The sequence below is a fragment of the Syntrophorhabdaceae bacterium genome (genome assembly GCA_036504895.1).
Lineage (GTDB): Bacteria > Desulfobacterota > Syntrophorhabdia > Syntrophorhabdales > Syntrophorhabdaceae > PNOM01.
The window spans coordinates 17,763-41,600 of the sequence record DASXUJ010000062.1 but is presented as its reverse complement, the minus strand read 5'-3'; the positions used below and the strand labels follow the sequence as shown (position 1 = coordinate 41,600).

24 protein-coding genes are annotated in these 23,838 nt (G+C 52.7%); 8 read left to right on the top strand and 16 right to left on the bottom strand.

Features of this window, described 5'->3' with window-relative positions; genetic code table 11:
- Window positions 1–11 precede the first annotated feature (11 nt).
- From dut to rimP, 11 genes are read right to left on the bottom strand one after another with little or no spacing between them, the layout of a single operon-like run.
- The gene (gene dut, locus VGJ94_07765) at window positions 12–455 is read right to left on the bottom strand and encodes a dUTP diphosphatase (GenBank protein ID HEY3276502.1); all 444 of its coding nucleotides are present in this window, start codon (window positions 453–455) and stop codon (window positions 12–14) included.
- Window positions 443–1,699, bottom strand: a complete 1,257-nt coding sequence (locus VGJ94_07760) for a pitrilysin family protein (protein HEY3276501.1) — start codon at window positions 1,697–1,699, stop codon at window positions 443–445. The genes dut and VGJ94_07760 overlap by 13 nt, the downstream gene beginning before the upstream one ends.
- Window positions 1,700–1,708: 9 nt before the next feature.
- Window positions 1,709–3,796 carry a polyribonucleotide nucleotidyltransferase gene (pnp, locus tag VGJ94_07755; protein ID HEY3276500.1) on the bottom strand — a complete coding sequence of 696 codons (2,088 nt, stop codon included), beginning with the start codon at window positions 3,794–3,796 and terminating at the stop codon, window positions 1,709–1,711.
- A 24-nt stretch (window positions 3,797–3,820) separates the two neighbouring features.
- Window positions 3,821–4,090, bottom strand: a complete 270-nt coding sequence (gene rpsO, locus VGJ94_07750) for a 30S ribosomal protein S15 (GenBank protein HEY3276499.1) — start codon at window positions 4,088–4,090, stop codon at window positions 3,821–3,823.
- Between the two features lie 16 nt (window positions 4,091–4,106).
- A complete protein-coding gene (gene truB / locus VGJ94_07745) occupies window positions 4,107–4,991 on the bottom strand; it encodes a tRNA pseudouridine(55) synthase TruB (protein ID HEY3276498.1) in 885 nt (294 codons plus the stop codon).
- Window positions 4,988–5,932: a bifunctional oligoribonuclease/PAP phosphatase NrnA gene (locus VGJ94_07740; protein ID HEY3276497.1), complete on the bottom strand. Its 945-nt coding sequence runs from the start codon at window positions 5,930–5,932 to the stop codon at window positions 4,988–4,990. The genes truB and VGJ94_07740 overlap by 4 nt, the downstream gene beginning before the upstream one ends.
- Window positions 5,916–6,266 (bottom strand): 30S ribosome-binding factor RbfA, encoded by a 351-nt coding sequence (gene rbfA / locus VGJ94_07735; GenBank protein HEY3276496.1) that lies wholly within the window; start codon window positions 6,264–6,266, stop codon window positions 5,916–5,918. The genes VGJ94_07740 and rbfA overlap by 17 nt, the downstream gene beginning before the upstream one ends.
- 7 nt (window positions 6,267–6,273) lie before the next feature.
- Complete coding sequence (locus tag VGJ94_07730; protein ID HEY3276495.1) at window positions 6,274–6,561, bottom strand: DUF503 domain-containing protein; 288 nt, start codon at window positions 6,559–6,561, stop codon at window positions 6,274–6,276.
- A gap of 5 nt (window positions 6,562–6,566) precedes the next feature.
- Complete coding sequence (infB, locus tag VGJ94_07725) at window positions 6,567–9,140, bottom strand: translation initiation factor IF-2 (protein ID HEY3276494.1); 2,574 nt, start codon at window positions 9,138–9,140, stop codon at window positions 6,567–6,569.
- Between the two features lie 41 nt (window positions 9,141–9,181).
- A complete protein-coding gene (nusA, locus tag VGJ94_07720; GenBank protein HEY3276493.1) occupies window positions 9,182–10,567 on the bottom strand; it encodes a transcription termination factor NusA in 1,386 nt (461 codons plus the stop codon).
- 9 nt (window positions 10,568–10,576) lie between these two features.
- Window positions 10,577–11,041 carry a ribosome maturation factor RimP gene (gene rimP, locus VGJ94_07715; GenBank protein HEY3276492.1) on the bottom strand — a complete coding sequence of 155 codons (465 nt, stop codon included), beginning with the start codon at window positions 11,039–11,041 and terminating at the stop codon, window positions 10,577–10,579.
- 232 nt (window positions 11,042–11,273) lie between these two features.
- Here rimP and VGJ94_07710 point away from each other — a divergent pair, with 232 nt between their 5' ends.
- The 5 genes from VGJ94_07710 (at window position 11,274) to VGJ94_07690 (ending at window position 17,777) form a co-directional block, all read left to right on the top strand.
- Complete coding sequence (locus tag VGJ94_07710; GenBank protein ID HEY3276491.1) at window positions 11,274–12,602, top strand: UDP-glucose/GDP-mannose dehydrogenase family protein; 1,329 nt, start codon at window positions 11,274–11,276, stop codon at window positions 12,600–12,602.
- 74 nt (window positions 12,603–12,676) lie between these two features.
- Complete coding sequence (locus tag VGJ94_07705) at window positions 12,677–13,687, top strand: UDP-glucuronic acid decarboxylase family protein (protein ID HEY3276490.1); 1,011 nt, start codon at window positions 12,677–12,679, stop codon at window positions 13,685–13,687.
- A complete protein-coding gene (locus VGJ94_07700) occupies window positions 13,687–13,941 on the top strand; it encodes a hypothetical protein (protein ID HEY3276489.1) in 255 nt (84 codons plus the stop codon). The genes VGJ94_07705 and VGJ94_07700 overlap by 1 nt, the downstream gene beginning before the upstream one ends.
- 235 nt (window positions 13,942–14,176) lie before the next feature.
- Window positions 14,177–15,112, top strand: a complete 936-nt coding sequence (locus tag VGJ94_07695) for a diguanylate cyclase (protein ID HEY3276488.1) — start codon at window positions 14,177–14,179, stop codon at window positions 15,110–15,112.
- 76 nt (window positions 15,113–15,188) lie between these two features.
- On the top strand, window positions 15,189–17,777 hold the full coding sequence (locus VGJ94_07690) for an ATP-binding protein (GenBank protein ID HEY3276487.1): 2,589 nt from the start codon (window positions 15,189–15,191) through the stop codon (window positions 17,775–17,777).
- 38 nt (window positions 17,778–17,815) lie between these two features.
- Here the strand turns inward: VGJ94_07690 and VGJ94_07685 are convergent, their stop codons facing one another.
- Genes VGJ94_07685 through VGJ94_07665 form a run of 5 tightly spaced genes read right to left on the bottom strand, consistent with a single transcriptional unit; the run spans window position 17,816 to window position 20,874 of the window.
- The gene (locus tag VGJ94_07685) at window positions 17,816–18,094 is read right to left on the bottom strand and encodes a hypothetical protein (GenBank protein ID HEY3276486.1); all 279 of its coding nucleotides are present in this window, start codon (window positions 18,092–18,094) and stop codon (window positions 17,816–17,818) included.
- Window positions 18,094–18,723 (bottom strand): HAD family hydrolase, encoded by a 630-nt coding sequence (locus tag VGJ94_07680; protein HEY3276485.1) that lies wholly within the window; start codon window positions 18,721–18,723, stop codon window positions 18,094–18,096. The genes VGJ94_07685 and VGJ94_07680 overlap by 1 nt, the downstream gene beginning before the upstream one ends.
- A gap of 31 nt (window positions 18,724–18,754) precedes the next feature.
- Complete coding sequence (gene rlmD, locus VGJ94_07675) at window positions 18,755–20,143, bottom strand: 23S rRNA (uracil(1939)-C(5))-methyltransferase RlmD (GenBank protein ID HEY3276484.1); 1,389 nt, start codon at window positions 20,141–20,143, stop codon at window positions 18,755–18,757.
- A gap of 4 nt (window positions 20,144–20,147) precedes the next feature.
- Complete coding sequence (locus VGJ94_07670; GenBank protein HEY3276483.1) at window positions 20,148–20,513, bottom strand: FxLYD domain-containing protein; 366 nt, start codon at window positions 20,511–20,513, stop codon at window positions 20,148–20,150.
- 25 nt (window positions 20,514–20,538) lie between these two features.
- The gene (locus VGJ94_07665) at window positions 20,539–20,874 is read right to left on the bottom strand and encodes a YajD family HNH nuclease (protein HEY3276482.1); all 336 of its coding nucleotides are present in this window, start codon (window positions 20,872–20,874) and stop codon (window positions 20,539–20,541) included.
- Window positions 20,875–21,086: 212 nt separating this feature from the next.
- Between VGJ94_07665 and hisS the strand changes: the two genes are divergently transcribed.
- From hisS to VGJ94_07650, 3 genes are all read left to right on the top strand, one after another.
- Entirely contained in the window at window positions 21,087–22,346 is a 1,260-nt protein-coding gene (gene hisS, locus VGJ94_07660; protein ID HEY3276481.1) for a histidine--tRNA ligase, read from the top strand.
- A 249-nt stretch (window positions 22,347–22,595) separates the two neighbouring features.
- Window positions 22,596–23,519 (top strand): 1-phosphofructokinase family hexose kinase, encoded by a 924-nt coding sequence (locus tag VGJ94_07655; protein HEY3276480.1) that lies wholly within the window; start codon window positions 22,596–22,598, stop codon window positions 23,517–23,519.
- A 59-nt stretch (window positions 23,520–23,578) separates the two neighbouring features.
- Window positions 23,579–23,809: a hypothetical protein gene (locus VGJ94_07650; protein HEY3276479.1), complete on the top strand. Its 231-nt coding sequence runs from the start codon at window positions 23,579–23,581 to the stop codon at window positions 23,807–23,809.
- The last annotated feature ends 29 nt before the right edge of the window (window positions 23,810–23,838 follow it).

Sequence of the window (23,838 nt, the reverse complement as noted above, 5' to 3'; positions counted from 1 at the left end):
ATGGTAGAGATTCATCGTGCGCCCGTAGAGCCGAAGCCGCCTGAGCCCCTTTGGGACGCGGGTAGTATCTCTACAGTTTTGAAGCGGGCTTTCGAGATGTTGCGGAAGACCATCTGAGCTATCCTGTCCCCGTTTGATATCATAAAGGGGTCTTTGCCCAGGTTAATGAGCAATATCTTTATCTCTCCCCTGTAATCCGCGTCAATTGTGCCGGGCGTGTTGACGAGGGTCACTCCGAACTTATGGGCGATACCACTACGGGGCCTTATCTCCCCTTCATATCCTTCGGGTATGGTCACATGTATTCCGGTCGGTATGAGTGTGCGCTCGAAGGGAAGGAGGGTAAAGGGTTCTTTCAGTAGGGCGCAAAGGTCGACGCCGGAGGATCCCGGAGTCGCGTATTCCGGAAGACGCGCCCCTTGTGCGAGTGAGACGAGGACTTCTAACTCTTCCATGCCTGTTCTACGATTTTTCTATCCACGTTTCCGAGGACCGTGAGCGAGAGGTCATCGGGATCGCTGAAGGCAAGTCGTCCCATCTCGTTTACATCCAACTTCCGGATGGAATCGATGGAGCGCAGGGTGTCCTTGAGGGGTATATAAGATCCGAAATAGATCTCGTTTTTTGCCAATCTCCCCATTCTCGACTCGGAGCTTTCGAGAGAAATGAAGAGGTTACCTTTTATATGTTCCTTTGAGAAACTCAACTCCTCATCGGTGATGCCCTTGTCCCTGATGCGGACGATCTCTTTCTTGATGAGGCTCACCACTTCCTCCACTGATTCGCGGGATGTGGAGGTCGATATTCCGAAGGTTCCTGTGTCATGGTAGCAGTTCACATAAGAATATATGTTATATACGAGGCCTCTCTTTTCGCGGATCTCCTGAAAGAGATGAGAGCTCATGCTGCCGCCCAAAAGGGCATTGAGCACGTAAAGGGGGTAACGTCTCTCATCGATCTGACTTACTCCGCGGGTCCCTATGCAGAGATAGGCGTGCTCCAGGTCCTTATCATAAAAATGAACCCCCGGTTGAGGCCTGGGTGTCTCAATGGGTATCTCCGGTATGTGCGGCTTCTTCATGTCGAAAAGGGCTTCAACCTTTTTGACGAACCCCTCGTGCTGAATTCTCCCCGCTGCGGTAATGATCACGTTCTGGGGGCGGTAATGGGTACGGAAATGGTTCACGAGGTTCTTTTTCGTAAAGGCGTCAAGATTTCCCTGAGTGCCCAGAATGGTCATTCCCAAAGGATGCCCCGAGAAGTAAGTAGAGTTGAAGAGGTCGTACACATACTCCTCGGGATTGTCGTCGATCATCTTGATCTCCTGAGCGACGACATATTTTTCTTTCTCTATATCATCTTCATTGAACGCCGATTGTTTGCACATGTCGGCGAGAATATCGAGGGCCATATCCATATCTTTCTTCAAAACCCTCGCATAGAGGCACGTTGACTCTTTGCCCGTGAAGGCATTCAACGTGCCGCCCACGGCGTCTATCTCCCTTGCGATATCGTAGGCGGAGCGGCGGTCCGTTCCCTTGAATAGCATGTGCTCAAGGAAATGGGAGATCCCGTTGTTCGATTCATCTTCGAACCGGCCGCCCGTCTTCCACCATACCCCTAATGAAACGGTGGGAAAATAGGGTATGGACTCGGTCACTACCGTGATGCCGTTCGCAAGGACTGTTTTTTTGTACATATAATCCTGTTATTCCTTTTGCTCCTGATCCTTGAGAACAGCCTTTCGGGAAAGCTTGATTCTCCCGTTGGGCTCGACGTCGATAACCTTTACCAGCATCTCTTCCCGCTCCTTCACGATATCGGAGGCCTTTTTCACGTAACCGTCCGCAAGCTGGCTTATATGCACGAAACCGTCGGTGCCGTGCATAATCTCGACGATGGCGCCTGAATCTATAACTTTCTTAACCTTGCCGAGATATATTTCACCGACCACGACTTCTTTCGTGAGACCCCTGATTATCTCGATTGCCTGATTTGCAGACTCTTCGTCCTGAGATGCTATTTTCACCACTCCGGAATCTTCGATGTCAATCTTCACTCCGGTTTGCTCGACGATGCTCTTGATGATCTTGCCGCCCGGACCGATGACGTCTCTTATCCTGTCGGGCTTAATAGTGATCGTATAAATTCTCGGGGCATAGGGCGACAGGTTTTCTCTCGGGGCGCTCAATGTTTCCGTCATAATACCGAGGATTGTCCCGATCCCTTCCTTTGCCTGGACGATAGCTTTCCACATGGTCTCTTTCGTAATGCCTTTTATCTTGATGTCCATCTGGATGGCGGTTATGGTGTCCCTTGTTCCGGCAATCTTGAAATCCATATCTCCCAGATGATCCTCGTCGCCCAGGATATCGGTGAGGACTATCTCCGTATCTCCTTCTTTCACGAGGCCCATGGCGATACCGGCAACGGGTTCTTTAATGGGTACGCCCGCATCCATAAGGGAGAGACAGCCGCCGCAGACCGTGGCCATCGATGACGACCCGTTAGATTCAAGGATCTCCGACACGATTCTGATGGTGTAAGGGAAATCTTCCTTGGACGGAAGGATATGGGACAAAGCCCTTTCGGCCAGGTTCCCGTGCCCTACCTCGCGCCTGGAGGGGCTGCGCAGCATCGATACCTCGCCCACCGAAAAGGGGGGGAAGTTATAGTGAAGCAGGAAGGTCTTGTACCTCTCGCCTTCCATGAGGGATTCCATTTTCTGCTCGTCGTCCGATGTCCCGAAGGTGGTCACGGCAAGGGACTGGGTCTCTCCCCTGGTAAAGAGTGCGGAGCCGTGGGTGCGGGGGAGCACGGCCACACGGCAGTTGATATCACGGATGGTGTTATTCGCGCGACCATCTATCCTTTTCCCGGTCGAGAGGAGCTGCTCCCTGAGAACGTCTCTCGTGACGTCGTCGAAAACGCTGTAGACGATGGGTTCCTCGATGTCCGGATACTCCTTGACGATACTCTTGAAGAGCTGGTTCTGGCTCTCGCCCCGTTCGAGCTTCGCTTTAATACCGAAGGAGGCGATAAGATCGGCCTCGTACTTCTTTCTCATTTCCTCTTTGAGCCCCTGGGGCGCTTCTTTCACCTGGGGAGCCCACTTCGGCTTCGGATCTGCCAGGTCTCTCAGCTTTTCCTGCAGGTCGATGAGGGGAATAATCTGCTGGTGCCCGAACTGGATCGCTTCGAGAAGATCTGCGTCAGTCGCGAATTGCGCCGTGCCTTCGACCATCATTATTGCATCCCTCGTACCGACTACGACGATATCGATATCGCTTTCCGTCATATCGGCCGCAGTGGGGTTCACGATGAAAGAGCCTTCCTTCCTGCCGATCTTGACTCCGGCAATCGGGCCTTCCCAGGGTATGTCGGAGATAGTGAGGGCGCACGAGGCGCCTGTCATGGCCAGTATGCCCGGATCGCATTCCTGGTCGGCGGAGAGCACGGTGGCGATGACCTGGGTCTCGTGCCGGTAGCCGGTGGGAAAGAGAGGGCGAATGGGCCTGTCGATGAGCCGGGAGATGAGTACCTCGCCGGCGGCGGGCCGTCCTTCTCTCTTGAAAAAGCCGCCGGGAAATTTACCGCCCGCGTACGCCATCTCCTGATAATTTACCGTAAGAGGGAGGAAATCCCTGTCCGATGGCTCTTTCCGGGCGACAGCCGTCACCAGCAGCACCGTGTCCGCATACTGCACGACCACACTGCCTCCTGCCTGTTTTGCCAATTCGCCGGTACTGATCGTTAATGGTCTTCCCGCATATTCAATAGTAACACTTTGTTTCATAATTTTCCTTTCTGTCTCTGGAGGTTATTTTCTTAAACCGAGCCTCTCGATGAGTTTTTTATAACGATCCACATTGGTATCCTTCAGATAGTTGAGAAGCCTTCTTCTGCTTCCCACCAGCACGAGAAGACCTCTTCTCGAATTGTGGTCTTTCGAATAAACCTTGAAGTGTTCCGTGAGAGTCTTGATCCGTTCCGTGAGAAGGGCAATCTGGACCTCCGGCGAGCCGGTATCTTTCTCGTGGATTTTGTAACCCTCTATAACAGCAGATTTTTGTCCAGGGGTAAGTGACATGTTAACCTCCTTAATATTAATTATTAATCAGTCGTTTTATTTTTATCGTTCGTGAGAGCGTATCCGCAGTACCTATCGCAATAAGATCCCCTTTTGCATTGAAAATCCTCGTCAACTCGCCGTGAAGCCACTCCGACCTGGTTCCGAGGAGCGGAACAGGCATACCCTGTCTCAGAAATTTCTCCAAAGGCGGCTCCAAAACGGTCTCCTTCACGTATTTTAACACATCCTCTAATGATATTAAACTGTTTACCACGTCCTGCTCGATATTTATGCGATCGAGGTCCACACACATCCCTTCGGCGAACTCGCCATGCCTGGTGCGTTTGAGTGCATGAAGGGTTGCGCCGCAGCCGAGGTCCGCCCCGAATTCCTGAGCGAGTGCCCTGATATAGGTGCCCTTCGAGCACGATACTTCAATGGTGACGTAGGGATGGGCGTAATCGAGGAGATGGACATCGAATATCTCGACCTCTTTGGTCTGAGGCTCCATGGCGACGCCCGCTCTTGCCCACTTGTAGAGAGGCTTTCGGTTTACCTTCTTTGAAGAATAGGCGGGAATCTGCTGGGTGATTTTACCCTCAAACCTGGTGAGTCCGTTTTTCAGGCGTTCTATATCAAAGGGCTCGGTCTCCACAACCGAGAGCACCGTGCCTTCTATATCGAGCGTATCCGTGGTAGTGCCGAGGAGAATCGTCGCTTTATATGTTTTTCGGCCGTTCTCGAGAAAAGGGATCAGCTTCACTGCTTCGTCGATAGCCACCGGCAGAATCCCCGTCGCATTCCTGTCGAGGGTGCCTATGTAGCCGATCTTCTTAAAAGACCGGATTCTCTTAAGCCTCCGTATCACATCATAAGATGACATTCCGGAGCTTTTATCGATTATTAGAAAACCGTTCACTGGATGTTTAAAGCCTCCTTAAGTCTATTTCTCGCCTGTTCCAGATCACCTTCAATGGTACAGCCGGCAGCATTCTTGTGCCCGCCGCCGCCGAAGAGGCCGCAGACATGGGCGACATCGATCGCCCCTGCCGACCTGAGGCTGATCTTATAACCGTCGGGAACCTGCCGCAGAAGAGCTGCCACGTCGACTCCCCTGATCTCTTTCACGAGCTCGACGAACCCGTCGCTCAGTTCTTTTGTTGCATTGGCTTTTGTGAACATGTCATCGGTTACGAATGTCATCGCGATGGAGCCGCTGTTGAATGTCTCCAGTTGAGAAAGGACAAGGCCGAGAAGCTTAAACCGCTCCTTGGGATGACTGTTATAGACCATCCGTGATACGTAGGACGGCTTTACCCCCGCCTCTACCATTTTTTGGGCGATTGCAAAGGCCGCGATATTCGTGTTCTCATAACGGAATGAACCCGTATCCGTCAAAATGGCCGTATAAATATTGATCGCCATGTCGTGGGAGAGGGGGATGTTCAGGAATTCATAGAGGCCGTAAAGTATCTCCGCCGCGCAGCACGCCTTTTCATCGATCAGATTTGCCGCGCCGAAAGCCTCATTCGTCTGGTGATGATCTATGTTCACAAGGGGCCCCATATCCTTCAGCCGCTCGTAGCCTGCTCCGACCCTGAAAAGATTGCCGCAATCGACCACAAAGACCGCATCGAACCTCTCCTCCGGAAACTTTCTCGTAAACCGGGGAGGAAGGGGCAGGAACTGGTATTTGTAAGGGATTTCATCCCTGAGATAGACCGTGGGATGTTTTCCCAGCGTCTCTAAGGCCCAGGAGAGTGAAAAGGCAGAGCCGATTGCATCGCCATCGGGATCGATATGGCTCGTGATGAGAAAGCGGTCGTTTTCGGCAATGATCGTCTTAATCTTCCGGAGCATGGGATTCCTTCTTCAGTATTTCGTCGATCTTCATCGCAGTCTCGAATGTCTTGTCGAGCACAAAGATCAGTTCAGGGGTATAACGTAGCTTTATACGCTTCCCGAGAAGAAACCTGATATATCCTTTGGACCTTTTCAGTGCTTCAAGGGTCTTCTGCTTCGTCTCGTCATCTCCATAGACGGAGCAGAATATCTTGGCCACCTTCAGGTCCTCCGACATCTTAACTTCCATTATGGTTACAAAACCAATACCAGGATCTTTGATGTCCCTCTGAATCATCGAAGAAACCTCTTCCCGTATCTGGTCCTGAACCCTTAGTTTTCTATACTTCATAAAATTCTCACATCATTATGATTTCTGTCCTGGTATTGATGATTTCCCCCACATAAAGGGATTCTACAAACCTGTGGACATTCTCGATCGCCGCCTCTACATGATCTTTTTTCACACCCACGATGGCGAAGGCGATCTCGACCCTCTGCCATAGATTGGTCTGTTCTACTTCCATGACGGAAATGTTAAACCTCGTCCTTATCTTCTCCACTATCTTCGTTGTGGTTTGCCTTTTGTCTTTCAGAGAGTGGTTTTCAGAAAAGAACATCTCTATAGTCGAGACACCGACAATCATGCTGCTCAACCATCAAGAGTCTGTTTTTCTTTTTCCTGTATGGAAAATAGCAGTACGTCACCTTCTTTGATATCATTGAACCCTTCTACCGATATACCGCATTCGTAACCGGCCAGAACTTCTTTGACATCATCCTTAAACCTTTTAAGAGAAGCCAATTTTCCGGTAAACAGGATATTTCCCGCCCTGGAAACCTTTACTATGGAGTTTCTGGTGGCCTTTCCTTCGGTCATGTAACATCCTGCAATGGTCCCGATCCTTGACACGGAGAACACCTTCCGTACCTCGGCCTTGCCGATCTCCGTCTCCACAATCTTGGGGGCGAGCATGCCTTCCATGGCCTTCCTGATCTCGTCTATCAATTCATAAATGATTGAATAGGTTCTGATATCGATCTTCTCATGCTCGGCCAGGGCCTGTGCCTTGGCCACGGGTCTCGTGTTAAAACCTATTATGATGGCGCCTGACGCCATGGCGAGGTTTACATCCGTTTCAGTGATCGCGCCCACGCCGCTGTGGATGATCTGGATCTCTACCTGATCGTTCGATAGTTTCCTCAGGGCTTCCACGATTGCGTCGATGGTGCCTCTCACGTCGCCTTTCACGATGACATTGAGGGTGACCCTTCCGGTTTCATGCATCTTGGAATAAAGCTCCTCAAGGGTGGTGCGGGAGCTTTTCGTAATCTCCTTTTCCTTGAGGCGTTCCTGTCTGAATTTGGAAAGCTCTCTCGCATACCTTTCTTCCGTGGTGACGATAAACCGGTCTCCACCATGAGGTACGTCCTGGAATCCCACCACAAGGACGGGCCTCGAGGGCGGGGCTTTCTGAATTCGCTTTCCTTTGTCGTCCAGCATTGCCCGAACCCGGCCGAACATGCTGCCGGCGATAAAAGGGTCTCCTATTTTAAGGGTTCCTTCCTGAATGATCACTGTTCCTATGGGCCCCTGGCCTTTGTCCAATTCCGACTCTATGATTATACCTTTCGCAAGCTGATCCGGATCGGCCGTAAGCTCCAGCATTTCCGCCTGGAGAGCGATCAGCTCGAGGAGCTCCTTTATTCCCACTTTCTGTTTCGCCGAAATCTTGGCGAAGAGGGTGGTGCCGCCCCAATCCTCCGGGACCAGTCCGTACTCGGTGAGCTCCTTCAGGACCCTGTCGACATTCGCATTCTGCTTATCTATTTTATTAATGGCAACTATGATGGGAACATTTGCCGCCTTCGCGTGATTGATCGCTTCGATCGTCTGAGGCATTACTCCGTCATCTGCGGCTACCACGAGCACGACAATGTCGGTCACCCGTGCTCCCCGGGCTCTCATGGAGGTGAAGGCTTCATGTCCGGGAGTATCGACGAAGACGATCTCCTTTCCCTCGATGTTGACCACATAAGCTCCAATATGCTGGGTAATGCCGCCCGCTTCTTTCTCCGCCACATTGGTGTGCCGGATGGTGTCGAGAAGGAGGGTTTTCCCATGGTCGACGTGACCCATTATGGTGACAACCGGGGAACGGGGTCTCAGATTCCTGCTGCTGCTTTCCTTCTGCTCCTCTTCGAGGGCGAGGAACTCATCCTCGATGGAGACGATTTTTTCGATGTCATAACCCAATTCGTTCCCTATGAAAGATGCCGTATCGAAATCGATATTCTGATTGATAGGCACGATGATGCCCAGGGGAAGAAGTCTCGTTACTATGTCCTGAGCCTTGACGCCCAGTTTTTTCGCGAATTCGCTTACCTGGATCGCGTCTCCCACTTTTATGATCTTGCGGGCCTGTCTGCCCTCCGCCTTCCTGTCGTCGTCATGCCTGTCATCCAGGCGATCTCTCGACTTTCGGCCGGGCATGGGCTTACCTTTGCCTCTCCTGAAGGTGTAAAGATCTTCTTCCTTTATCACCACTTTCCTTTTGAGGAGACCTTTTTTCTTTACTCCCTTGGTCTCCGCAAATTCAGCATCTTCTATCTTCTTCAGAAGCTTCTCTGTTTTCTTCTTTTGTCTCTCTTCTTCGGTTTCATCAGTAAGGGGGACCTCTTTCTCGAGATCCTGCTTATAAGCTTCTTCCAGGACCTTTGTGATCTCCTTTTCCTTATCCTGGCCCATCCGCTCGATCTCGCCTTTGGAGGGTTCTTCCGCGACCGCCTCCTGTTCCGGGGCACGGTCCGGTTCGATAGCGGCAACAGGGGCCCCTTCTTCGGGAGGAGGAGCTTCAATCTCTGACGCGCCGGCCACGGGGGTCCTGGTGATCTCCCGGGTCCGCTCTTTCGGCTTCGCGGCAGCTTTCTCTTTTTCCGTCGCTCTTAAAGTTTCCTTTATATCGGCTTTCTCCTCTACCGGCTCCGGCTTCTCTTCAACCGGTGGAGGAGGCGGGGGCGCCTGAACCCGTCTTCGTATTATGGTGGAGGCCACTCTCTTTTCCACAAGAGTCTCTCCGGTAGGCGCAGATTTTTCTTTTGCCTCTTCGTGAGGCGTCTCATCTTTCGCCTTATCTTTTATTTTTACACCGATCCCCTTGAGTTTTGAGAGAATCTCATCATCGCTTATTTTATCGGTGAGGGTGGTGATTTTTATTTTCGTCATTCCTTAATCCTTCCTAAGTCCCGTCTGCTCTTTTTGGATTTCTACGGTTGCCGAGTCTCGGCTGTTTCGGTTGCCTCGGTTGCTTTGGCTGCCTCGGCCGTTTCGGTTGCATCGGCTGCCTCGGTTGCATCGGCCGTTTCGGTTGTTTCGGCTGCTGACTCTTCCTGCCGCTCCTCGGCCTTTTCCGACCTTTCCTTGTCTCTGACCAGTTTTGCCTGTTCTATAATCCTTTTGCAGTCTTCGATAGAAATGCTGGTAATCTTATTAAGCTCCTCGGACGTGAGCTTTGCGAGGTCCTGAGGGTCTCTCAGGTATTCGTCGTGGAGAATGCGGGCAAGAATCTCGCTGACTTTCAATTTCTCCATTAAGTCTTCTATAATCTTGCGCGACGTAATCTCAACCTCTGATTCACTGTTAATATCTATCTTCCACCCGGTCAGTCTCGATGCGAGACGCACGTTCTGTCCTTTTTTCCCTATGGCGACTGAAAGCTGATCATCATTCACGATGATCTCCATCGAATGCTCTTCCTCATTTATGTAAACCTTGGATACCCGGGCAGGCGCAAGAGTATTGCACACGAATTTCGCGGGGTCTTTGCTCCATGGTATGATATCTATTTTTTCGCCTCTCAGCTCCTGGACTACCGCTTGCACTCTCGAGCCTTTTACTCCCACGCAGGCCCCTATAGGGTCCACATCGGTGTCCGTGCTGTGTACGGATATCTTTGCTCTCTCGCCAGGCTCCCTGGCGGCGCCGACGATCTTTATTATCCCTTCCTGTACTTCCGGGACTTCCAGCTCGAAGAGCTTCATGAGAAAACCGGGATGGGTCCTCGAAAGCAGGATGGTGCAGCCTTTTTGGGTTTTCTCCACGTCAAGAATGAATGCTTTTATCCTGTCTCTCTGCCGGAATCCCTCGCCGGGTATCACTTCTTTGACAGGCAATACCGCTTCCGTTTTCCCCAGGTTGATCACATAATGATTCTTTTCGACTCGTTGAACCACCCCTGTTGCGATTTCACCCTTCTTGCTTTTATATTCGTTATAAATGACATCGCTCTCGGCATTGCGCACCTTTTGGACTATTACCTGCTTCGCGGTCTGGGCAGCGATCCTGCCGAGGGACGAAGTATCCATCTTAATGCCTATGCTGTCGCCTATCTCGCACTCGGGATCATGTACTCTCGCCTCTTCAATGGATATCTCCACATCGGGCTCGTTTGTCTCCTCGACGACGGTTTTGAACTGAAAGACCTCTATTTCGCCTAGCTCTTCATTATACTTCGCTTCGAGATCAAGATGGCTGCCGTACTTCTTTTTGGAGGCGGAGAGTATGGCCTCTTCGAGGGCGGAGATAAGGGTTTCCTTCGGTATGCCCTTCTCCTTTCCCACTTGCTCGATCACGTAATTTAAATCAAAATACATGTGTACCCCTTATAATTCGAATTCTAAGTTTGCCTTTTTTATAGCACATATCGGAACAGTAAATACACCTATTTTTCCTTTAATCTCAACTTTATCGTCGTCAACATTGACGATTTCTCCCTTGAATTCGCTTCTGCCGTCCAAGGGCTCATTCGTTACGATTTTGCACCTTTGCCCTTTATACCGGGCAAAGTCTTCCTTCTTCTTCAATGCCCTCGTCAGCCCCGGTGACGATACTTCAAGAGTATAGGCATGCTCGATAAAATCCTCCACGTCGAGCAGTCTCCCGAGCTCCCTGGCGACCTTTTCGCAATGGGAGATGGTGACGCCGCCCTCTTTATCGATGAAGATACGAAGCACCCACCGCTTTCCGGCCGGCTTGAACTCCACATCGACGAGTTCGACCGCCTCCTCGCGAACTATGGGCGCGAGAAGGGACTCGATCTTTTCTATGATCTCCTGTTCGTATACCATGACCTATAAAGTAAAATAGCGGGTCGAGCCCACTAACGGGTTAAATGTTAACATAATATGGATATTATTTCAATAGGTTATTCGCTGTCCGGGGCAGTTGTTTTTCCGCCTCTCCCAACTTCGGGAAATCTCGGTCCCCACCTTGACCCCCGGGTCGCTTATACGTATAATATAGTTGACTTTCCGGGGCTTTTCCAGGTAAATAAAGGGACAAATACGGTATGGAGGTTTTATGCATATATCGGTTATCGGAGTGGGATATGTCGGCCTCGTCACGGGGGCTTGCTTTGCCGAGACAGGCAATGACGTAATCTGTATGGATATAGATGACGTGAAAATTGAAAACCTGAATAAAGGGATCATTCCCATCTATGAGCCTCACCTCGAGGAAATAGTGAAGCGCAACATGGATGAAGGGCGGCTCAGGTTCACCACCGATATCAAAGAAACCGTCGACCATGGACTCATCGTCTTCATCTCCGTAAATACTCCACAGGATGAGGACGGCTCCGCGGACCTTAAATATGTGATGAATGTGGCCCATAGCATCGGTAAGGTGATGGAGAAATACAGGATCGTGGTAGTCAAATCCACCGTTCCCGTGGGAACCTGCGAAAAGGTGAAGGGAGCGATAGACGAGGAATTGAAAGCGAGGGCCGCCGGTATCGCCTTTGATATCGCATCGAACCCCGAATTTCTGAAAGAGGGCGTGGCAGTCGATGACTGCATGAAGCCCGAACGGGTAGTCGTAGGGGTCGAGCATAGCAGGGTAGGGGAGATACTGAAAGAGCTTTATTCACCCTTCACCCGCACGGGCGCGCCTCTTCTCGCGATGGATGTAAGATCGAGTGAAATGACAAAATATGCGGCGAACTCCATGCTTGCCACAAGGATCTCCTTTATGAACGAGATTGCGGCCATGTGTGAGAAAGTGGGGGCCGATGTAATGATGGTGATGCGGGGCATGGGAAGCGATTCGAGGATCGGACCAAAATTTCTTTTTCCCGGCGTAGGCTTCGGCGGCTCCTGTTTCCCCAAAGACGTGCGTGCTCTCATAAAGACATGTCAGGATTATGGATGCGAGGCTTCCATACTGGAAGACGTGATGAAGGTGAATGCCTCCCAGAGGGTCGCCTTTACGAACAAGCTGCTCGACTATTACGGCGGCGACGTGAAGGGACGAAAATTCGGCGTCTGGGGCCTGGCATTCAAACCCAATACGGACGACATGAGGGAGGCCCCGGCCGTCTACATTGTCGATGAGTTGACGAAGAGGGGGGCCTTCTGCATGCTTTATGATCCGAAAGCCATGGAAGTGGCCCGCGCAATTTTCGAGGGAAACACGAATATTGTCTTCGGTAAGGGCCAGTACGACGTACTTCAGGATGTAGACGCGCTTATCCTGGTCACCGAATGGCTTTCATTCAGAGAGCCGGACTTCGACCGGATGAAATCTGTGATGAAAGCGCCTGTTATATTCGATGGAAGGAACCAGTACAATCCTGCGACCGTAGCTGGTCACGGCTTCTATTACAGTTGCATCGGAAGGCCGGCGAGGTAGAAGTTTGCGCGAGATCAAGAGGTAAGCGCCCCGGGATTCGGAGTAAACCGTTCCCCGCCTCTCATGAGGGAGAAATGTATACCTATCGCACTTATTCTATTCCAAAGCGAATTCTTATCACCGGAGGGGCCGGATTTATCGGCTCCCACCTTTCGGAGCGGCTGCTCAAGGACGGACATGAGGTAATATGCCTGGATAATTACTTTACGGGCAGAAAAGAGAATATTTGTCACCTCACGGCAAATTCGCGCTTCGAGATGATCCGGCATGACATCACCGAACCTCTTCTCGTAGAGGTGGATTGGATCTTCAACCTGGCCTGTCCCGCAAGTCCGATTCATTACCAGTATAACCCGGTGAAGACCACAAAGGTCAACGTCCTGGGTGCCCTCAATGTGCTCGGCCTTGCGAAGAGGGTGCGGGCGAGGGTAATGCAGGCATCCACCAGCGAGGTGTACGGAGACCCTGAGGTCCACCCCCAGACTGAGGAGTACTGGGGGCACGTGAACCCTATCGGTAAGCGTAGCTGCTATGATGAGGGCAAAAGAGTCGCCGAGACGCTTTTTTTCGATTATATGAGGCAGAATTCGGTGGATGTAAAAGTCATCCGTATATTCAATACCTACGGCCCCAGAATGCGGTCCGATGACGGCCGGGTGGTGAGTAATTTCATAGAACAAGCCCTGCGGGGCGAGGCGATCACCATTTACGGAGACGGAAGTCAGACAAGGTCCTTCTGTTATGTTGAAGACATGATAGAGGGCATGGTACGGATGATGGACTACGAGAAGGGCGAGACGGAAAGGCAGACGGACTATACAAAGCCCCATCTGTCGGGATTTTCCGGCCCCATCAATCTCGGCAACCCGGAAGAGGTATCGATCCTTGAAATCGCCAGAAAGATTGTGGAGATGACGGGATCGGCCTCCGAGATCGTATTCGAGCGTCTGCCCGAGGACGATCCAAAAAGAAGGTGCCCTGATATCGCGAAGGCCAGGCAGCACCTCGGTTGGCAGCCCCGCGTCACCCTGGGCGATGGTTTGAAAAGAACGGTGGACTATTTTCAGTCCCAAAAGGCGCCGTGATGACCAGGGAAGAGGAATTGTCACGCGACGGATGGGAGAAGAAATTCGTCAGCTGTGAGCCCCGTCTGTCGGAAATGGCCGAGCTTTATGAATCCCTCGGTCTTGAAGTCCTCGTCGAACCGCTTCCACCCAAAGACGAGCTGAACGAAGGGAGTTGCGGGGCGAAGGGGTGCATGGTCTGTTTCGACGCGGATTCCGAAAAATACCGAATCATATTTACCCGATCCCGCGACCGGCTAAAGACTGCGCGCTGAGAGAGGCCCGCCCGGAGATAAGGGCCGCCTCTTTTTTTCTCGTATCCATCTTGTGGAGCCCCTGCAGCGGTTCACGTCATTTAAGATATTTCCCGGACAATCGATAATCATTCACGGCTGTCATCCGGCTCGCGCGTAGGTTTTGCAACCGTGGTGGGCTGAAGGCCGTGAGACAGGGCCTAACCGTTCAGCAGGAGGTCTTCGGGCGTGTCTGCGAAGCCAAAGTGGAGTGGTAATGAACAGTAATATCCTGATCGTCGATGATACCCCTGCTTCCCTTAAACTCCTGACGGAAACGCTTGCTTCCGAGGGTTTCCGTGTACGGCCGCTCAATAACGGTGAGTTGGCGCTGCGGTCGGCCGGTATGGAGCCGCCGGAGTTGATCCTTCTGGACGTACGCATGCCGGGGCTCGACGGGTTTGAAGTCTGCCGGCGTCTCAAGGAAGACGCGATGTTGAGGCCTATTCCCGTGATCTTCATTAGCGCCGCGGCCGACGTCGAAGATAAACTCGCCGCTTTTCAGGCGGGCGGGGTGGACTATATCACAAAGCCTTTCAGGCGGGAAGAAGTTCTGGCGAGGGCGACTACCCACATCGAGCTCTACAGGTCACGGCGGGAGCTGGCCCGGCTCAATCAGGCCTTGATCGAGGCAAACGAAAAGTTGACGCGCCTGTCGGAGACGGACGGACTGCTTGGCATTGCCAACCGCCCATGTTTCGATCGGGTCCTGGAGAGGGAATGGAACGGCCATATGAGGAGCGGGACCCCCCTCTCTCTGGCCATGATCGACGTGGACCACTTCAAACTATATAACGATACCTACGGCCATCTGGCCGGCGATGCCTGCCTGAAGACGGTGGCGGAGAAGGTTCGCACGGTGCTGCGTCGCTCCACCGACCTGGTCGCGCGTTACGGGGGAGAGGAAGTGGTGGTGGTGATGCCAGATACCCCATTGGAAGGGGCAATGAACATTGCAAGAGATATTCAGTCCCGTTTCATAGACGAACCCATTCCCGATTCAGCCGTCGACCGTGGTTTCGTGACGGTGAGCATTGGGGTAGCTATGCGTTTACCGGAGAGCGGGTCTCTTCCTTCTTCCCTGGTGGCGGCCGCCGACCGCGCCCTTTATGCAGCCAAAGAGGCCGGCCGGAATTGTATCCGCCATGAGTGAAAAGGTTTCTTCTTCCAAAGGGCGTCAGGGGGCGGCGATAGCACGGTTTTCCGGCCATGGGAGAGGCAATCTGTATTTGGTTTGGGCCTTGTGCTGTCTTTTCATCTTCTATGCCGTTCCTTCGTGGGGAGAAAAAAAGGAAACAGCAGAAAACCGGAAAACACTCGTGCTTTATTCCTTCAACGACGGATACAGTTACACCGCAAACGTGCGAAAGGGCCTTGCACAAGGTTTGCATGAAATACCGGAAGGCATCCGGCCGGATGTATACGAGGAGCAGCTTGACCTCGGCCGTCTCGAAACGGCCGACGGCCGGAAGGCGCTCGCTGAATACCTCGCGGCAAAATATTGCTCCACAAAGTTCAATATGGTCCTTACCGAGTCATTGCCCGCAGCTGAATTTCTTTCCGGCAACCCGGGCCTCTTTTCCGGAACTCCCCGGCTCTTTTTCAACATGATCGGGAAAGCCAATACGCCGGGTATTTCTCAGGACGCCTCTTTCTCTGCCCTTTCCGATGGAGGAAAGATTGCAATTGCCACTATCCTCCACGTCCTGCCGCAGACACGACGTATTGTGGTGGTGGGTGATCCCGGCCACCGGGCTGCCGGAATCTTCGGAGACCTGAGGGAGTCGTCACGTGCCTTCGCCGGCAGGGCGGAGTTCGAGTTCTGGGACAATCTCTCTTTTGAAGAGGTGTATGAAAAGGCAGGAAAGCTTCCGAGGACTGCAGCCATTCTCTATCTCGGGATGTCCTATGACCGCCTGGGGAAGCATGGTTATCAGGAAAGGGTGGCTCAACGGCTCGGCGAATCCGCTTCGGTTCCTGTTTTCGGGGTCCTTGACTCTCACATGAAGGGAAATGTGGTCGGGGGGTTCTTGAGGAGCGGCGAGAAAGAAGGCGGTTTGATGAGCCGTGTTATCGCTGCAGGGTATGATTCACCGCTCAGATTATCCGGAAAGCAGCTGAAGGAAGAGCTGACCGGATATTATTTTGATGCTCCCGCGCTTCGGAAATGGAGTATTCCTGATACTCGCTTGCCGCCGGGAAGCGTGATTTTGCACCGCGAGAAAACGCTTTGGCAGCGCTATCGGAATTATGTGCTCCTTGCGTTCGCCGCGTTTGCACTGGAGACGCTACTGGTGATAACTCTCATCCGTGTGAGCCTGCAACGGCGGAAGACCCTGGGGCAACTGGCCCAGGCGAACTCCGCCCTTATCGTTCGCAGCCGGGAGTTGGCGGAGGCAACCGAGCGGGCGGAGCATGCGAACAGGGCCAAGAGCGCCTTTCTCGCGAATATGAGCCATGAGCTGAGAAGCCCGATGAACGGCATCCTCGGATTTTCCGATCTCATGCAAAACGACCCTTCCACAACCCCCGTGCAGCGAGAGAGCCTCGAGATAATCAGGCGTAGCGGGGAATACCTGCTCTCTCTCATTGACGACGTCCTCGATATGGCGAAGATCGAAGCGGGTCGCGTCAAGATAGATGAAGAGCCCGTGGACCTCCATGCCATGATGCGGGAAATAATGGCCATGATGCAGGAACGGGCAGCAAAGAAGGGGCTCGATCTTCTTCTCGACCAATCGTATGATTTTCCTAAAATAGTTCGTAGCGACGGGGTGAAATTGAGGCAGGTGATCATAAACCTTTTCACCAATGCCGTGAAATTTACCGACCGTGGCAGCATCACCTTGCACCTCCGGCTCCGGGGCCCCGTGATCGCGATAGAGGTGGAGGACAGCGGCGTCGGTATCAGCGAGGAAGACCGGCGCGATATATTCGACCCTTTCGTGCAGGTGGGGAAGACGAGCGCCCAGAAAGGGACCGGTCTCGGTCTCGCTATTACGAAACAGTTCGTTGAACTGATGGGTGGAAAAATTGAGGTGGAAAGCACCCCCGGCACGGGTTCGCTATTTCGTGTTGAGCTGCCTGCAAAGGTGAGCGACGAGCCGGTCAGGGAGTCGTCCCTGAAGGAAAGGGCAAGACCCGTTGCCATTGCGCCCGGACCCGAGGAGTGGCGTATCCTGATTGTGGAAGACCAGGCGGAAAACAGACTCCTTCTCACACGCCTTCTGGAAGGTGTGGGTCTCCGTGTGAAGAGCGCGGTAAACGGCCGGGAAGGGGTGCGTCTTTTTCAAGAGTGGAAGCCGCACTTTATCTGGATGGATCGGCGTATGCCCGTCATGGACGGTCTCCAGGCAACCCGTGCGATCCGAGGGCTCGAGGGCGGCAGGGACGTGAAGATCGTCGCGGTTACGGCCTCGGCACTTGTGGAGCATAAGGAAGAGGTTATGGCTGCGGATATGGACGACCTGGTGCGTAAGCCTTACCGTCCTGAAGAGATATTCGATTGCATGCGGAGACACCTTGGAATCGAATACTTATACGGGGAGAGGACAGGGTTGCCGGAGACGGATGACGGATTTTTTAAGCCGGCCGCGCTGGAAGGGCTTTCGTCATCACTACGGCAGGAGCTTTCGGATGCGTTGATCAGGGCTGACCAGGAGTCGATTTCCAGGATTGTTATCGGGATCAATGAAAGAGACGCAGCTCTGGCACATGCGCTGGGGCGTCTGGTAGAGAACTACGATTATATGCCGATCCTGCGAGTGCTCGAGGAATGTGCCGCCGGGCCCGAAAAGGGTGGAGCGCCGCCGGAGTAAAAGGTTAATTATTGCAGAATAAGGCCTTGCGGGAGACCTCAGCCCTTCCTGAACACCTCATCCCAGAGCTTCTGGGCGGCATCTTTTCCGGAGGCCCTTGAGGCGTCCTTATATTCAAAATTGAAATATTCACAGACATTGGCACGGTCCCGCTCATGGACGTAATCGGCCTGAGGCTCTCTGCAGCGGTTGGCCTTGCCCTGGTCGTAGAACCGGCAGTAGATGCAGGCGTGGAGGTCGGTCCCGCAGAGAGGGCATTCGTCCCTGAAGGAGATTCGCTCACCGTCGAGAGGGGCGTGGCATTTTGGACATTCCATCATAGTCTCTCGAGGAGAGTCTTCAGATCGTGTATAATCTTGTGGCTGCCGTTACCCTCGGAACAGAGATGATAGGACTCTATGCCGAACCGGGAAGGGGCCTCGTAATCAAATAACCTGTGATCGCCCACGTGGACGACCTCGTCCGGGGATACGGAAAGGTTGTCGAGGAGAGTCCTGTAAAACGTTTCTCCTTTCTTGACGATCCCGTAGTCGCTCGTGGCCGATACGATGTGGGTGAAGTGTACTCCGATGCCGGTGAAGGAGATCTCCTTTTCAACGAAGATCCGCGCCGCGTTGGATGCGATAATAAGCGTGTACCTCTTCTGAAGGGCCGTGAGCACCTCCTTCGCGTGAGGCAGGAGCTCTATATGGCGTTCATAGCGGTCAAGAAGCTCCGGAGGCGAGACGGGGAGGCCGAAACGGTGCAGCCAGTAATCGATATCGTACCATTCCAGCCTTCCATCGCCCAGTGACTCAAATTCTTTGCGCGTGAATCTCTTTGCCTCTTCAAATGTAATGCCGTGGGTCTTCGCATAGACCTCGGGAACCCCGTGGTTCCACACCATTTCACCATAAATGCCGTCCACGAGGGTTCCGTCCAGATCGAAAGAAATAATTTTTTTCATGTCCCTATTATACCATGGCGAACCCGGAGTTTCAAAAGGGGCCGCCCGTTTCGAGCAGCACCAGGGTCTCCAGGTGGGAGGTGTGAGGGAAGGCGTCAAAAGGGAGAATTTTCACCGGCCGGTACCCGCTGCCCCTGAGAAGGCCGATATCCCGTGCGAGGGTGGAGGGATTGCAGGAGATATAGATGAATTTCGACGGATTGAGGGATACTGCGAGGCTGAGTCCCTGCGGGCTCACGCCTCCCCTTGGGGGGTCGATGACGAGTAGATCGGGTCCGGAAGGAAGCCGGCTCTTCAACTGCTCGACCTTCCCCTCAATGAAAACGCAATTCATGATATCGTTTACCTGGCAATTCAGGCGGGCGTTTATGATATTGGCAGGGTTCGAGTCGACCCCGGTCACCCGGCGGGCGTTTCGGGACAAAATAATCTCGAGGGGACCCATGCCGGAGTAGAGACCGAGGACCTTGTCGCCCTTCCCAAGTCGGGCCACCTCGAGAACGCTCTCATAGAGAAGCTCTGCGACCGCGGTATTCGCCTGAAAAAAGGATTGGGGATATATGTGGAATGTAAGGCCTGCCACCGATTCTTCGATCGAAGCGGCGCCGAAGAGATGCTCTTCGTAATCATAGAGGCCCGTATCGACGCTACCCTTGCTCACGGCGCGGTAGAAGCACCCCAGTCGGGGAACCCTCTCACGGAGCTCGTGCCAAAGGGCGGACAGGGATATGATAGGGCCCGGCGCGGTCTCGAGCACGGCCATGATGCGGCCGGTGGATTTGGACTCCCGCAGGAGGAGATGTTTAAGAATTCCTTTCTTACGACCAGGATCGTACGGGGTAAGTCCACTCCGGTTGAAGTACTCCGAGACGACCGGCACGATCGAATCGATTGCGGTACTGAAGGCGGGACACTGTGAGAGAGGAACCACCTTTCCTTCATAGCTTTTTCCGGGAGCAGCCCGCTCGCGCAGTCCGAGCACGAGTCCTGATTTTCCCCGCCCGAAAGACAGCTCTATATTGTTCCTGCCCCACTGCTGGTGCGGCGCAGGCACAATTGGGGCTATCTCAACCGATTCGAGGTCCACTCCGCCTATTCTGGCCAGGGCCTGACGGAGATGGTTTTCTTTGATCTCGAGCTGCCTATCGTAGGCGATGTGCTGAAGAGTGCATCCCCCGCAGGAGCCGAAGTGGCCGCAGAAAGGTTGAGCCCTGTGAGAGGACGGCCGGATGATCTCGAGGATATCTCCCACGGAAAAACGGCGATCCCTCTTTCTTATTCCGATGCGCACGATGTCGCCCGCCACGGCGCCGGGAACGAAATATACGAAGCCTTCCTCCTTGCCCACGCCGAATCCGTCGGGGAGAGAAACATCGACAATTTCAAGGACCTTCTCTTCTCTTTTCAGTGATTTGGTCAAACCTTCAGATATCTCCGCTTTCCGTGACTTCGAGGCCGTAGGCATAGGCATGGTCATAAAAGCTGGTGATTTTAATATCGAACTCGCTCTTCTCGCCTCCATCGAGGGCCATGAAATCGAAATGTGTGCCGAGAGTCCTGCCCTCTTCGTCGAAGAGGGTGGCGATCACTTTCACGAGGACCTCTCGACCGCCTGTATTCGATACGGCGCCGATTATACGCGCCCAATAAGGTGAAGCGATTTGAGCGCAGCAGGGAGGCAAGGGCCTCAAGAAAGCGTGGCTGCCCAGCTCCAGTCCCTCTCCGCTACTGACATAGGAGAGCCGGGGCGGATTATTCACCTTGGCGCCGCATTCTATTCTCTCATCCATTCGATCCCCGTTTTTTTGAACCAATTCACCTGTCGGAGCTGAGATAATCTCCGAGCATCCCCTTCGTGTGCTCTTCATCATGACAATAGACACAGAGGTTCTCCCAATTTGAGCCGTCGGGAGGGTTGTTGTTGTGGTTCCCGTCTTTGTGGTGCACCGTAAGAAGATGCCTGTCTTTATATTCGAATTCCCTCGCGCATTTTGCACAGATGAGGCCGTAGATTTTGAGCGACTGCTCGCGGTAATCGTTTTTCGGGGCATTCATCGACTGGAGTTCCTTCACGATCTCATCCACGGTCTTTCCCTCACCCTTCTTGCCGGAAGCGGGCATGCGGCGCACCTTGTATCCCTTGTTTCTCATCTCCTGCACCTCGCCATTATGATGGTAAAGAATTATAACCTACAGGGCATGGTGATTGCCAGCAACTGTTGAAGGAAGATTCGGACTCCGATACGGTTTCTATAGCGTTCGAGATCACGAGGATGAATCCGCGCCGGCTTTTCCGCTTTAAATATCACCCCGATTATGGTACTAATGAGTTGATTTTAAAACTTTTTCTTCAGAGGAAGATTATGGCCAAGATTCAGACGCTTCGGGGGTTCAGGGATATTTGGGGCGAAGAGATAGAAAAGTTCCGCGAGATCGAGCGGATCTCGCGCAAGCACCTTGACCTCCTGGGTTATATGGAAATGGAGATACCGGTCCTGGAAAAAACCGAGCTCTTCGTGAGAAGCATCGGGGACACGACCGACATAGTGGAGAAAGAGATGTTCACCTTCACGGACCTTGGTGGGGATTCGGTGACGCTGAGACCCGAGGCCACGGCAGGGGTGGTGCGCTCTTACCTTCAGGCGGGCCTGTTCGTGAAGGAGCGGGTGAGCAAGCTTTTCACCCTCGGCCCCATGTTCCGCCATGAAAAGCCCCAGAAAGGGAGGTTCAGGCAATTCCGCCAGATCGATGTGGAAGTGTTCGGCAGCGATTCGGCGCTTATCGATGCGGAATTACTATGGATGATCTCCCTCATATTAAAAGATCTTGGAGTGGCCGGGTATACCATCGAGGTGAACAGCGTGGGCTGTCCCGAATGCCGGCTCGATTTCAGGAACAAGGTAATCACCTATTTTGAGGGAAAGAAGGAGCATCTGTGCGAAGACTGTGTGAGGCGCCTTTACAGGAACCCCCTCCGGATTTTCGATTGTAAGCATGCCCATTGTATCGAGGTGAGCAGGCAATCGCCATTTCTATTCGAGAGCCTGTGCAACCCCTGTAGAACCCATTTCGATGAGTTTCTCGCTTCTCTTGCCGGATTCGGCGTAGAGACGACGATTAATAAGCGCCTCGTAAGGGGCCTCGACTACTACACCAGAACCGTCTTCGAATTTACGTCCGGCGAATTGGGCGCACAGCAGACCTTTATCGCGGGAGGGAGGTACGATAACCTTGTGGAAGAGATGGGCGGCCCGAAAACACCGGGCACGGGTTTCGCCATCGGCGTCGAAAGATTGGCCATGGTGTCGCCCGGAGGAATGGCGCATAAGGGACCGCGGTTTTTCTTTGCCTATATGGGTGAGAGAGCCGCGAAATATGTGGCTTCCGTGGCGCGGGCTTTCGTGGAAAGCGGGATGCCTCTGAGGTACGACTACCATGGAAAATCACTTAAATCCCAAATGAGATACGCGGACAGCCTCAAATCCGATTTCGTACTGATTCTCGGGGATGACGAGATAGAGAAAGGCATCGTGACGCTCCGAAATATGGGCACAAAGGAACAGCATGAGCTTCCTCTTGATCCTGCGGCACTTACCGCGGCAGCAACCGAGCTTATCAAATAGCGACCTCTTCCCTCCCCCGGCGAGATTTCGTTACGAAATTCAAGGAGATCGCGGAAAATATGACTATCGTTGAATGTTCGATTATCGGAACACGAGATTCTGACGACAGCCGCGAATCGCCGTAAAACCTCACTTTTTTGACGACAGGTACCGGAAAGTCAATAAGGACAAAGAAAAAAATCCATTGGTGCTGCGATTTTTCTGTAGCGATTTTGAATTTTATTTAATAAAATAGACGCAGGTCCTGCTATGATATACACGGTCACATTAAATCCGTTTCTCGACCGCATCATTGAAGTCGAAGAGCTTGTATATGATGATGTGAACAGGATTACCGAAGAGCGGTCGAGAGCGGGAGGGAAGGGAATCGACGTTTCCCGTGTAATAAAAGATCTGGGAGGGGAGAGCGTCGCCCTCGGTTTTGCCGGCGGCTACAGTGGTATGGAGCTGGAAGGCAGACTTATCCAGGAAGGCGTGGTCTGCGACCTCACTCCTATATCGGGTTCTACGGGACTAAATGTAACAGTTTTCCAGAAGAGAAAAAAAATTCAGACCTTACTCAGCACGGCTTCACCGGAAGTGGGACCTCTCGAGACACTGGCTCTTCTCAAAAAAATGAGGGAATTACCAAGGGGCAGTTATCTCGTGATCAGCGGCAGCGCGCCGGGAGGGATAGATGATAAATTTTATGCCCAGATGATTACGGCCCTCGGCGACAGGGGCATCAAAGTGGTTATCGACGCGGATGAAAATATATTGAGACAGGCTATTAATGCACGGCCTTACATGATCAAACCGAATATTCACGAGTTAAGCAGACTCGTGGGAAAGAACCTGACCGAAGCGGAAGAGGTCGTCGAATCCGCAAAGCCTTTCCTTGATTCGGCGGCCTGTGTGGTCATTTCCATGGGTCCCAGGGGCGCGATAGGCCTTTCCGGAAACGGGATATTTCACATGATTCCACCAAAAGTCAAAGTCCGCAGTTCCGTGGGGGCGGGAGACTCCCTGGCTGCAGGCTTGATTTTTGCATTAAGCAAGGGAGACACTTTTGAGGACGCCCTGCGCCTCGGAGTCGCGTGTGGAACCGCATCAACACTGAATCTTTATGTCGACGGATGCTCCAGCGCAGAAGTGGAGGCAATAGAAAAAGATATAATTGTTAAGAAATTTTAATTTACTTATTCGAAATGATATATTATGTTTAATCAATAAAAGAAAGGAGGTGAATTTTGATGAAGAAACTATTGGTGTTATTTATAGCGATTTCTTTTTTTGCAGGTTTTTCTTTGATCGGCTGCGGTCAGACCGAGCCCCCGAAGCCTGCCCAGAAAGAAGAGGCGAAACCGGCAGCACCTGCTCCGGAGCCTGCGAAGGAGCCCGCGAAGGACGCAGCAACAGCGCCCGCGCCCGAGAAGGCCCCCGAGAAAGCACCCGAGAAAGCACCGGAACCAGCGAAAAAGTAGTAACCGAATATCAGGGTATATCCTTGATA